This is a genomic window from Viridibacillus sp. FSL E2-0187 (assembly GCF_038006425.1).
Lineage (GTDB): Bacteria > Bacillota > Bacilli > Bacillales_A > Planococcaceae > Viridibacillus > Viridibacillus arvi.
Window position 1 is genome coordinate 1,989,112 of the sequence record NZ_JBBOVG010000001.1, and the last position, 12,290, is coordinate 2,001,401.

The following is a 12,290-nucleotide window of genomic DNA, read 5'->3' on the forward strand; positions in this document are numbered from 1 at the left end:
AAATAGATTTAAAATAAAAAAATCCGCTAGCTCAAAATGAGTGCGGATTTGTATGCAAAATACACTGTTCTTATTAAATTAATTGATTAAATGGGTTGTTTTCAATCACTTGTTGGATTTCTTTATCTTCTACATGCGTATAAATCTGCGTTGTAGAAACACTAGAGTGCCCTAAAATCTGCTGTAAACTACGAATGTCTGCTCCACTTTTATACATCATAGTTGCAGAAGTATGGCGTAATTTATGCGGTGTTAGCTTTGTTTTATTCAACCCTGATTGCTCGTTAATCTCTTTTACTATTTTAGCAACACGTTGCCTTGTTAAGCGTGTTCCTTTCTGTGATAGAAATAGAGAATTACTTGTATCTGCGCCTTTTATAGCGTAGCGTTCTTTCTTTAAATAACGTGATAGAGCGCTCTGACACGCTTCATTTAGGAAAACGGTTCTTTCCTTATCACCTTTACCTGTAACAGTTAAATAGTCACCTTGTATGGAGGTTAAATTCAGTTTACATAGCTCTGTTACACGTATTCCTAAGTTTAAAAAAAAGGTAATCATGCAATAATTACGATAGTAATGCGTAGATTCCTTTATTCCATCTATGAAAATTCTTGCCTCTTCCATCGTCATATAAATAGGTTGTCTCTTCCCTATTTTAGGAGATTCTAACTCACTCGCAGGGTTATCTTCTATTAAATGTCGTTTTGATTTCAAATAATTGAAAAAAGACTTTAATGTAGCACCTTTTCTTGCTCTTGCATGTGCACTATTTCGTCTTTGCTCCTCACAATACTCTAAAAACAAGTACATGTCTTCTAATGATATTTCTCGGATAAAATCGATTGTTATATCTGATATATCTATTTGATCCACTAACTTTATATCCATATCTTGTTGTACCGCTTTTAAGAATCTAAAAAATAATAATAAATCATATTCATATTCTTCACGCGTTCTTTTTGACTTTCCTTTAATCGCTGTTAAATAAACTAGGAAGTCTCTCATTACTTTTGGGTATGTAGTTTTCAAAATTCGTCACCTCTTATACTACTATTCTAGCATAAAAAAGGTTCCCAAATGCGTATTTGGGAACCTTTTTTGAAAAACAATTTTTATCGAGATTCTCCTTCCTAAAAGCCCTGTTTCCTCCTAAAAATTAGGATGCTCCAAATTCGCTCTCAGACGATTCGAGAATGCAATATTCGTATCATTATAGGTCTCGAATTGCTTTGGTTTTTCGATTTTCTCCCCCAATTTCAGCAATAAATTAAGTTAGAATATGAGAAAATATGTTACATTAGTTAATAATTATAATATAAATTGAGAAGCAGAGAGGTGTCTAAAAAAAATCAATTTTCTCAAATAGTCGTAAGGAAGTTGGAAATTCAAGGCGATTATAAAGCAGCTGAACGCGCATTATTCAAAACAATCTCACTTGCAAACGAGGGAGAAGAAAATCAAATCCTACCTAACTATTGTAACAATATATATTTATTATGTATTAAAGAGGTGGAAATTAACGAATCATTCATATTTGGAAAAAAGGACTTTTATTTGAATAAAAAATACAAAAAGAAAATTTTATACCTTAATTTACAATTTATACAAAATTAGTATAAATATTATTAATGGTGAATGAAGTAGAAGAAGCATCGGTGATTTTAGAAAGTTTAACTAAAGAGCGAAAGGTCGAATACTCTATCAGACAAAAAAATACAATTAAATATCATTATGTAAAAAATATACAAACAACTAGAAAAAGATGAAGAAGCGATAGAGGGACTAATTTTATCTATATAATTATTATATTATTCGGAATGTAATAAACTATCTGTCAATAAATCGCCTGAAATGATTTATTTTTACGAAAAGTCTAATTATATAAAAAAGTTAGAATATACTACGATTAAGTTAATGAAAATGAGGGAGTAATTTTCAAAGAGTAGTTATGAATGGAGGACAAAACGTTTGGCAAAGAAAAAAGGTGGTTTAAAGCATGTAGACTAACATTCAAAATGAGGGAGTAATAATTGTGAAAGAGGCTATAAAGAATAATGAGGGACTAACACCAAACAAAACCCACAACATGAATGGTGTGGGTTTTGTTATTACTGTGCATTATAGTGCCAAACGCCATTTTGCAATGATTTCTTTAAGTGGCCATCTTCTTCTAAATAGTCTAAGTAGCCAATGACTTCTGACATGACAAGAGAAAAATCTGTATTGTACTTATGACGATATAGATTTTGTGCTATTTCTTTAGGAAGATATGTCCCTTCTTTAATAACGGAATATAAACGATTCGCTTTAGATTGTATTTTATCTAGCTTTTTCGAAATGACATTTTGATGGTCTTCAATAATTTCTTGATGCCCAGCAAAAAGGTATTCTACATCTAACTGCTGTAGTCTTATTAATGATTCCTTATGTTGTCTCACAGTATGTAGACGGTTCCCTTTTAAATCTGGATCTACAATTGCATTTGATGAAGTTGTTTTTAATACAACATCCCCTGCTAATAACCATTGCCTCTCCTCGTCATAAAAACTAATAGAATCAGCAGAATGCCCGGGGGTTTCTAATACTTTCATTCCTAAGATGCTATCCCCCTCCCCTAAAGGACGAATGATGGTTTGAAGAGCGTGTTCATTTTTATGTTCAATTGTCTGTTGCAATTTTTTTAGGCGTGGCTGCGCTTCTTCTATGCAACCCATTGATATGTATAGTTCCGTAAAAAAATTCTTTCTCATTACGAGAAATTCTTGTTCCACCATTAGACGTGGAATCGCTTCATGATGTGCATAAACGGGGATATCTTTTTTCTGTAGAACCCAATTGACTAGGCCAACATGATCTTCATGATGATGTGTCAAAAGAATACGAGATAAATCGCTTATTTGATAACCATTTACTGCTAATGTAGTAATGAGTGCATCTTTGTATTTCTCTGTATGAATCCCCGCATCTACTAGAGATAATGAATCTCCGTCATTTAATATGTAACTATTAATAGTGCCTACATTTCCATAACTTGTAGGCACTATGATTGGATAAACTGAACGAGACTTTTTCTTAATACTTATCAAATCTATCACGCCTTTCTTGAAATATTTACTATACAGTTTATAGTATAGAATTTTCATACTTTTGAAAACAAAAAAGACTGCTATAGTATTTAAGCAGTCTTAGTTATATTTTAAAAAGTAAAGTTACTTCCCTACTTCTAGTATTAGAAAGTCGTTCTAAGCTATTTCTATGAAGTCGTTTTTTCATAAATGCTAGTCACAGTATGAAATAGACTAAATTGTATTCAATAACGGTGGTATAGTTAAAGTTCATCCTATCCGTTTCACCTTACTTTTTTCAAAATATACAGCTTACCAGCCTGTTCATTTAAAATGGCTACTGTAAAGTTGTACGTCTCACTATTCATAATATCTTGAACAGAGTCGTCATTCTCATTGTTATTAAAGTAGTAATTCCCGGTATGTTCATCAGTTGGTAGAGCGTGTTGAATTTGCTTAGCTACTAATTGTTGAAACTCTTTACTAGCAGGTAAAGGTTGCCACTTGTCTTGTTCTGCAATTGATTCTTTAAATCTTTTTACTTGCTTTGGCTTCAAAAGGTATTCAGCATAAAATTCTCCGTTTGTTTTAAACTGTTTATGTCTATCACTTTTAGATACAAGTACAGCTCCCTTAGGAATTTCAGCTTCAATCATTCGTTCTGCATGCCTTGTTATATCGGAATGCACAATTAAAAAATAATACCCTACTAGTACAAAAATTAATAGTGCCCCTGTTAATATGAATATTTTCTTTGACAACAAAACCGCCCACCTTAAACTGACTTATTAAGTCGTTTTAATAAATTGATAAAAAATCATTTCATCAGTTACTTTAAAACCTGCATCTGTAAAAATATCCATCGGTTCATCCACTTCTATAAATAACTCAGTTTGCCTAAAAGGATGATAGGAAAAGATATGCATTAATGATTTCCTTAATAACTGAGTACACTTTTCTTTCTGTAAGCTCTTAAATGTATAATGGTGAATTTCTCCTAAATAGTGCATCGGTTCAACTCTTACATATGAATACCCCGAAATGTTTTGTACTTCATCTATGTAGAAAAATAGTCTTTGGTCCTCATTTAAAGTAGATGTGAACTTTTTCCATTCACCTTCTCCGATTTGTAAGAACTTACAAAATGATACATAAAAAGGGTGGACATTCAATTGTATTTCAGATGTTTCTTCATTAATATAGTTTTCCACAGAATCTTTCAATGCCTTTGTTAAATACATTCGTTTCATTTCATTTGCTTGTAGCTTTAATAGTAACTGGCGAATGCTATAGTTATTTTCATTTACAAGAAATTCAAATGTTCGCAGTTCTGTCGGCATGTTCCTATTAAGGGCCAGCCACATCTTTTCTGCTAAATAAGGATATTTGCTTGGATATTTAACAAACGGTCCACAAACTTTTGCTTTGTTTAAATTCATATAGACATCAAAACCAAGTGCTCCTATAATTTCTCCTTGATCATAAGCGACTACGAATGATTCTTTTAATGGCAAATCAGAGAAATAATAAGTAAGTTTGGAATGGATAGTGTGACGTTCTAAACTACAAAAGCCTATATGATGTTCTTTCTGATTGTTCATCATTTCTAAAAATACTGCTAGTAATGGTATATCCGATGGTCGTTGAATTTGTACAGTCATCTGATGTATCCCCCATAACGCCAATGGATATCAACTTTTTTCAACTTCTATCATTATTTTAGTAACGTAATTATCAATGCCATTAACTGATACTGCATCTAAAATATATTCTTCATACGAATAGCCTTTTAATTGTAACTGATGCTCTATACTATACGCAATCAACCTATCATAAGTTTCAAAAATATTGACTTCATCGCCTATATGATATCCGACGATGTAAAAGCCAGATGGTTTCGTCCAAATGTTCTCTCCCTGCCAACCTTTCTTCATTTTAGTGTATAAATATGAATAATTCTCAAAATCTCTCTCCATTATTTTATCTTTGTGTAGGATTGCACCGATTGGATGGCCACTATATAACTCATAGTTATCACTATAGTTGATAAAGTTGGAAACCGATTTTAGAAATTCTTTGTCTGTAGTGTCGAGTGTACTGTCACTTCTTAATAGCAACTCTTCTTCAGAATACACTAATGAAATACTTTCAAAGTCTGTCTGTAATGCGTTTTTTGTAATGTCTATTTTAGTATCAAGTATTTCTCTTAGATGAGTAAGGTTTTCAATTTTTTTCTCGATCAATTGCGCTTGTTGTTCTAATAATTCAATTGATTCCATTGGGGTTTTATTTTGTAAAAATGCTCTTATCTCTTTTAACGGCATTTTCAGCTCTTTTAATAGCTCTATGACTGCAAAAACTTCATATTGTTGATAAGAATAATATCGATATCCTTTTGCAGTTTTGATTTCAGGTGTTAATAATCCAATGTCATCATAATGAAAAAGCGTTTGTTTTTTAACATGACAGATTTTTGCAAATTCACCAGTAGTGAAGTATTTACGTAAATTTTCGCTCATTTAAGTCTTCTCCCTTGACTATACGGTTACCGTATACCTTATCATGCTAATATACCACGTGCAATGGTAAGTAAAAAGAATTTTTTTCTATTGAAGGGAACTGATAGTCATGAGTATAGAGATTCATGACGTAACGCAAGAAAATGAAAGTGCCATCTTGAAATTAAGTGTGGCTAAAGAGCAAAAAGGTTTCATTGAAACACCTCAAGAATGTTTGCAAGAAGCAAAAGAAGATTTACATTACCACCCTGTTGGATTATTCGCAGATAGCAAGTTAGTTGGCTTTGCGATGTATGGATATTTCCCAAATGAGGATGGAGATCAAGTTTGGTTAGATCGTTTCCTTATAGATGCTAAATTCCAAGGACAAGGGTTAGGAAAGATTATGCTTCAAGCATTAATCGAGAAATTAACAAATGAATTTAATTGTCAAAAAATATATTTAAGTGTATATGAAGATAATCCTGGAGCAATTCATTTATATAAGAAATTTGGTTTTGAATTTAATGGTGAACTAGATGTTCACAACGAGAAGGTTATGGTTAAAGCTGTATAGCTTAACCCCACATTATAAACGGAAATGTGTGCTTCTCCGTGTTAAGGAGTATTATTAATGTCAGATTCAACTTTTAAGTTACAAAATAGTTCGGTGCCTAAGGTTTTTGCATCTTATTTATTCCCTTCTCTTTTAGGGATGCTTTTAATGTCTATCAATATTTTAGTGGATGGCATATTTGTTAGTAATGGGATTGGTCCAGACGCACTTGCGGGCGTTAACATTGCTGTACCTATTTTCTCTATTCTCTTGTCGATTTCTTTATGGATCGGCATGGGAGGAGCTACGTTATATTCCATTTCTATAGGTCAAGGAAATATAGCTAAAGCTCGTTCGATTTTTACACAGTCATTTGTGTTAGCTATTTCAATTGTTGGCGTTTTAGTAGTTTTCAGCTTATGGAAGCAACAAGAAATTGCTTACTTATTTGGAGCCAGTGATGAAATTCTTCATTATGTAGAAGATTATTTACATGTTATTTTACTCTTTGGTATTGTCTATGTATTAGAGAATATTCTAAGTATTTTCATCCGTAATGATGGTAACCCAAAACTAGCTATGTTTGGATTAATTACCACTTCAGTATTAAACATCGTTTTCAACTACATTTTCATCTTCATGATGGATATGGGTGTAGCTGGAGCAGCTTATGCAACTGTACTTTCTACAGTAGTTGGTGTCATTGTCTTAATGTATCATTTTGTGCGCAAAGAAAGTGTACTTAGATTTGTTAAATTCTCCATTGATTATAAAACGATGGTAGAAATACTGAAAATAGGTTCACCAAGTTTTGTTGTTGAAGGGTCTGCAGCAATTATAGTCGTGGCTTATAATATTACATTTAGCCATTTCGTTGGTGAAATCGGTGTAACTGCATATGCCGTAGTCAATTACTTACATGTTGTTTTCTTAATGGTTTTCCTTGGAATAGGTGCCGCCCTACAACCGATCGTAAGTTTTCATTTTGGTGCCAAGCTGTATAGCCGCTTACAATCCTTTTTAAAACTTGGTTTAATAACAGGTGTTGGGTTTGGTGCAGCCGTCTTACTAATTGGCTGGTTATTCGCAGATCCAATGATTGCGTTATTCGGTGTGAAAGATTCAGAGGTGATTGCTTTTACAAAAGAAGGTATTTCCTATTTCTTCATAGGGTATTTATTTTTGAGTTTCAACTTAATTATGGCCGAATATTATCAATCTATTAAGCGAATTCGCTTATCTATGTTTATCATTATGGCGAGAAGTCTTGTATTATTTTTACCATTACTTTGGATTTTACCTAAATATTTTGGATCCCAATTTATTTGGTTAGCTTTCCCTTTAGCTGAAGGACTAACAATAATTGCTCTATTAATAGTTAAAAAACTTTTCCGTAATGTCTTACCGGAAAAAGAATTGGGGAATACAGGCGAAAAACCCATTATTTCGTAATTAAATATATTTAATTACTCGCTTAAACGCATATTTTCTAATATGACACTACAATTGAACTACCGAATTAGCAGTTATGTTATTTTTACATGATTTCAGGTAATAATCATGCGTTATTTTTGCAAATATCCTAATTTCTTCATCTAAATTTGATGTTGAAATTAGGATATTTTTGATTTATAAAGAAAAAAATCAACATAATATAGAATTTTTTTAATTTTTTCATAGAAAAAGATTGCTATTTTAGACAAATTTGAATATGATTATCTCAAGGGTTTTTGGTAATCACTGCTAACTCTTACTTTTATAAAGGGGGAAATTTTATGGATCACAAACTTGAAAGCGTTCTCGAAGGTGTTAAGAATTCAGATTCTTCTGATAAAACATCTAAGAAACGTAATAAAGAGATTACAGCTGATGCTTTTGTAGCAATTGCTGATAGTCAAGATTTTAAGAAATTGGTAAAAAAGAAGAATTCATTTATCGTACCGGTCTCAATCTTTTTCTTACTCTTCTACTTCACTTTACCAGTCTTAACATCATTCACAAAAGTATTGAATGTCAAAGTTATTGGTGACATTACATTGGTTTGGGTTTTTGCTTTGGCTCAATTTATCATGACATGGATTTTATGTATGACTTATGTGAGTAAAGCAAACAAATTTGACCAAGAAGCAGAATCGATTATTGAGAAAGCAAAGGATGGTGAGTACTAATGGGTATGAGTGTAATAGGTATTTCTTTCTTCGTAGCAATAGTAGGTTTAACTCTATTCGTTACATACCTTGCATCGAAGCAAACAAACTCAGCTAGTGAATTCTATACAGCGGGTGGCGGATTAACTGGCTGGCAAAATGGTATTGCGATTGCTGGTGACTACTTATCAGCTGCATCATTCTTAGGGATCGCTGGAGCAATTGCTTTATTTGGATTTGACGGTTTCTTCTATAGTATTGGTTACTTAGTAGCTTACTTAGTTGTGTTATATATCGTAGCTGAGCCATTACGAAACCTTGGTCGTTACACTTTAGCAGATATGATTACTGCTCGTTTCGATCAAAAGAAAGTACGTGGAACTGCTGCAGTAAGTACAATTGTAATTGTATTATTCTACATGATTGCACAGCTAGTTGGTGCAGGCGGACTTATTCAATTATTATTAGGTATTGATTATTGGGTTGCTGTACTTCTTGTTGGTGTTATGATGACAATCTACGTTCTTTGGGGCGGGATGGCTGCAACGAGTTGGGTTCAAATCATTAAAGCCGTTCTATTAATGATTGGTACAGTTATTATTTCGGTAATGGTTCTATGGAAATTCAACTTTAATGTTCTTGAAATGTTTAATACAATGAAAACAGCAACTCCACATGGAGAAGGTTACTTAGTTGCAGGTGCTAAATATACAAATGGCGTAGATACTATGTCTATGATGATTGCCCTTGTTCTTGGTACTGCTGGTTTACCACATATCTTAATGCGTTTCTTCACAGTAAAAGATGCAAAAACTGCTCGTAGTTCAGTTGTATATGCAACTTGGATCGTTGGTATTTTCTACATCTTAACTATTTTCTTAGGCTTCGGTGCTGCTGCATTCGTTGGTTCTGAGAAAATTATCGGTGCAAATGCTGCTGGTAACATGGCTGCACCACTTCTAGCTCAAGCACTTGGTGGCGACATGTTAATGTCATTCATCTGTGCGGTTGCATTTGCAACAATCTTAGCTGTTGTAGCAGGACTTGTATTATCTGGTGCGTCTGCATTCGCCCATGATATTTATGGACAAATTATCAAAAAAGGTAAAGTTACAGAAAAAGAGCAAATGAAGGCTGCTCGTCTTGCTTCTATCGGAGTATCTGTATTCTCTATCATTTTAGCTTTAGGTGCTCAAACAATGAACGTAGCGTTCTTAGTATCTTTAGCATTCTGTATTGCTGCAAGTGCAAACTTACCTGTTATCATTTACACAATCTACTACAAAAAGTTCAATACAACTGGTGCAATGGCTGCTATGATCACTGGTCTTGTTACTGCTCTAGTACTTGTAGTAGTGAGCCCTAACCTTTGGAATCCAGAAGGTACTGCAATCTTTACTGGTACTGCTTTATTCCCATTAACTAACCCGGCAATCATTTCTGTTCCTGCTGGTTTCCTTGCAGGCTGGATTGGATCATTAGTTGGTGCTAAATCTGATGCTCGTAAATATGCTGAAGTTACAGTTAAAGCAAATACTGGCATAAAATAATCTATCTTTCGACTTTCAACTTACGAAAAACTGCTTACTAGCTTGCTAGTAGCAGTTTTTTTGTTTTTTGTTGCTAGATACATAATTTTAAAATGTCTTCAATCTTATGTAACGTTAACGACTATTTTGTATTTAATTTATCTATTAAGATCATTTACTCTTCAGGAAGATATATTTTACCTAAAAAAATAAATACTACAGTACTGTCACTATCACTCCCTTATTTTATTTTTCATCTAGTATATATTGAGTTACTACAATAGTTTTCAATAGAAAGATTTATTATAATCAGTAGTATCAGTCATAATAAATAGAGCACATATTAATCGAAAAGGATTTTGATTATGAACAATACTACAACTCAAGTTATACTGACTGCAGTTATCGCCATATTTGGTGTATTACTCTTTCAACTTATTCATGCCCCGGTTCCCTATTTACTTGGTCCGATGACATCTGTATTAATTGCTACTAAGGTATTTCATTTGCAACTTAAGTGGCCTAAGACTTTTCGGAATGCTGGTTTACTAGTAATTGGTTATTCACTTGGAAGTACTTTTACAACGGATATTTTAGTTGATATGGTACAGCATGTTCCGGTGATGTTTGGAATTACGACTGTTACTTTTATTATTAGCATTGTTTTTGCGTTTATTGTCGCCAAAGTTGGTCATATGGATTACCCGACTGCTCTAACAAGTAGTGTGCCAGGTGGGCTTTCTCAAATTCTTATCTATGCAGAAGAGATGGATGGTATAGATATGACGACCGTTACTTTCTTTCATACTATCCGTGTAATTATGGTTGTTTTTTTAGTGCCAATTGTTCTTCATTTGCCCTGGATACAATCCGAATCCTCTAATCATTTTAATGCAGAAACAGTTAGTGATATTAACTATGTTACTTTATCTCTATTTGCCATACTTTGCTTTTTAGGAATGCTAGCATCCAAAAAGCTTCATATTCCTGCTCCTTATATACTTGGTCCAATTATAGTTACACTTCTATGCAATGTAACATTTTTACAAGCTTCTCCTCTGCCGAATGGTGTACTTAGCATTTGTCAAATACTTGTAGGGACACATATTGGTTTATTGTTAAAGCTAGAAAATTTACATCATAAGAAGCGGATGTTTACATTAGCATTTGCAAGCAGCTTATTACTAATTGTTATTACATTTTTATTAAGTGTTTTTGTAATGGTTAGTTTAGAGAATACATCCATAATGACTGGATTTTTAAGTCTAGCTCCAGGTGGTATGGATCAAATGGGTATTATCGCGCACGAGGTTGGAGCGGATGTCTCTACAATAACTATATATCAAGTGTTTCGCATGCTTTATATCTATATACTTATTCCACCGTTTTTGACGTTTGTATTAAGACGTTATCAAAATAAACATCTGAACAGTTGATAACATGTTTGACTTATTTATTTGAAGTTTAAAAAATATTTTCACTTTTTAACAATCTTTCAATTAATAATTGCAAATTATGGTTACCTTGTTTGTAAGAAGCAACTTATTAAAAGACATTAGCTTCTGCAAAAAGGAGTGAAGTTTGATGGAAATCAAGAAATTTATCGGAATATTTGTAGCATCTGCCTGTATCTCAGTAGCCGTTTATGGTTCTCTAACTTATGCACCAGAAAAAAAGCTAGAAGAAGACAAAGTTGCAACAACAGCGCAACCAATAGAATGGTCTTATGAAGGTGATACCGGCCCAAATAAATGGGGAAGTTTAGATGCCTCATTTTCAATGTGTGGCAATGGAAAAGAGCAATCTCCAATCAACATTGATCTTGAAGACGTTGTATTGGACAAATCTTTAGGTGATATTAAAATAAACTATCAGCCGACACTATTTAAACTGAGAAATGACGGACACAATATACAAGCTACTGATGATTCTGGAAAAAACTCGATAGTAATAGACGGTGAAAAATACACATTTTTAAGAATACACTTCCATACACCTAGCGAGCATCAAATTAATGGCCAACATTTTGCAATGGAGGCTCATCTTGTTCATGAAAATAGCAAAGGAGACAAGGCGGTTCTCGGATTACTTATCAATGCTGGTAATGAAAATAAATTACTAACCGATATTTGGTCAAAACTACCATCTAATATTACAGAAGCAGATATTCCTTTAAGTAATACTATAAACCTTGCTAAATTATTACCTACTGACAAAAAAGTTTATCGATACAGTGGTTCTTTAACTACACCTCCTTGTTCAGAAGGTGTTAAATGGTCAATTATGCAACAACCCATTGAAATGTCGAAAGAACAAATTGAGGCATTTAAAGCTATAATCCCACATAACAACAGACCTGTTCAATCTCTCAATAATAGAAAAGTGGTTGAATAATACAGACTAAATTCATTTCGACTAATAGCCTTCTTTAATTTAGGTATATCCTGAAACAACTTTACTTCATGAACAAAAACCCCTTACATATTTTTTGTAA

General features: G+C 33.1%; 12 protein-coding genes. 7 read left to right on the forward strand and 5 right to left on the reverse strand.

Features of this window, described 5'->3' with window-relative positions:
- Positions 1-73 precede the first annotated feature (73 nt).
- The gene (locus tag MHH85_RS09620; protein WP_340706861.1) at positions 74-1,030 is read right to left on the reverse strand and encodes a tyrosine recombinase XerC; all 957 of its coding nucleotides are present in this window, start codon (positions 1,028-1,030) and stop codon (positions 74-76) included.
- A gap of 306 nt (positions 1,031-1,336) precedes the next feature.
- On the opposite strand from MHH85_RS09620, the gene MHH85_RS09625 reads away from it, so the two are divergent.
- A complete protein-coding gene (locus MHH85_RS09625) occupies positions 1,337-1,615 on the forward strand; it encodes a hypothetical protein (protein WP_340706862.1) in 279 nt (92 codons plus the stop codon).
- Between the two features lie 494 nt (positions 1,616-2,109).
- Here the strand turns inward: MHH85_RS09625 and MHH85_RS09630 are convergent, their stop codons facing one another.
- From MHH85_RS09630 to MHH85_RS09645, 4 genes are all read right to left on the reverse strand, one after another.
- Positions 2,110-3,087 carry an MBL fold metallo-hydrolase gene (locus tag MHH85_RS09630; protein WP_340706863.1) on the reverse strand — a complete coding sequence of 326 codons (978 nt, stop codon included), beginning with the start codon at positions 3,085-3,087 and terminating at the stop codon, positions 2,110-2,112.
- Between the two features lie 263 nt (positions 3,088-3,350).
- Complete coding sequence (locus tag MHH85_RS09635) at positions 3,351-3,827, reverse strand: hypothetical protein (RefSeq protein WP_340706864.1); 477 nt, start codon at positions 3,825-3,827, stop codon at positions 3,351-3,353.
- Positions 3,828-3,854: 27 nt separating this feature from the next.
- A complete protein-coding gene (locus tag MHH85_RS09640) occupies positions 3,855-4,727 on the reverse strand; it encodes a hypothetical protein (protein ID WP_340706865.1) in 873 nt (290 codons plus the stop codon).
- 30 nt (positions 4,728-4,757) lie between these two features.
- Positions 4,758-5,585 carry a MerR family transcriptional regulator gene (locus MHH85_RS09645; protein ID WP_340706866.1) on the reverse strand — a complete coding sequence of 276 codons (828 nt, stop codon included), beginning with the start codon at positions 5,583-5,585 and terminating at the stop codon, positions 4,758-4,760.
- Positions 5,586-5,694: 109 nt separating this feature from the next.
- On the opposite strand from MHH85_RS09645, the gene MHH85_RS09650 reads away from it, so the two are divergent.
- The 6 genes from MHH85_RS09650 to MHH85_RS09675 all read left to right on the forward strand — a co-directional run bounded on the left by MHH85_RS09650 (position 5,695) and on the right by MHH85_RS09675 (position 12,190).
- The gene (locus MHH85_RS09650; RefSeq protein ID WP_193739552.1) at positions 5,695-6,141 is read left to right on the forward strand and encodes a GNAT family N-acetyltransferase; all 447 of its coding nucleotides are present in this window, start codon (positions 5,695-5,697) and stop codon (positions 6,139-6,141) included.
- Positions 6,142-6,198: 57 nt separating this feature from the next.
- Positions 6,199-7,572: an MATE family efflux transporter gene (locus MHH85_RS09655; protein WP_340706867.1), complete on the forward strand. Its 1,374-nt coding sequence runs from the start codon at positions 6,199-6,201 to the stop codon at positions 7,570-7,572.
- A 323-nt stretch (positions 7,573-7,895) separates the two neighbouring features.
- Positions 7,896-8,288, forward strand: a complete 393-nt coding sequence (locus MHH85_RS09660; protein WP_340706868.1) for a DUF485 domain-containing protein — start codon at positions 7,896-7,898, stop codon at positions 8,286-8,288.
- 5 nt (positions 8,289-8,293) lie between these two features.
- Positions 8,294-9,817 carry a solute symporter family protein gene (locus tag MHH85_RS09665; protein WP_193740972.1) on the forward strand — a complete coding sequence of 508 codons (1,524 nt, stop codon included), beginning with the start codon at positions 8,294-8,296 and terminating at the stop codon, positions 9,815-9,817.
- A gap of 344 nt (positions 9,818-10,161) precedes the next feature.
- The gene (locus MHH85_RS09670; RefSeq protein WP_340706869.1) at positions 10,162-11,232 is read left to right on the forward strand and encodes an AbrB family transcriptional regulator; all 1,071 of its coding nucleotides are present in this window, start codon (positions 10,162-10,164) and stop codon (positions 11,230-11,232) included.
- A 148-nt stretch (positions 11,233-11,380) separates the two neighbouring features.
- Positions 11,381-12,190, forward strand: a complete 810-nt coding sequence (locus tag MHH85_RS09675) for a carbonic anhydrase (RefSeq protein WP_340706870.1) — start codon at positions 11,381-11,383, stop codon at positions 12,188-12,190.
- Positions 12,191-12,290: the final 100 nt, after the last annotated feature.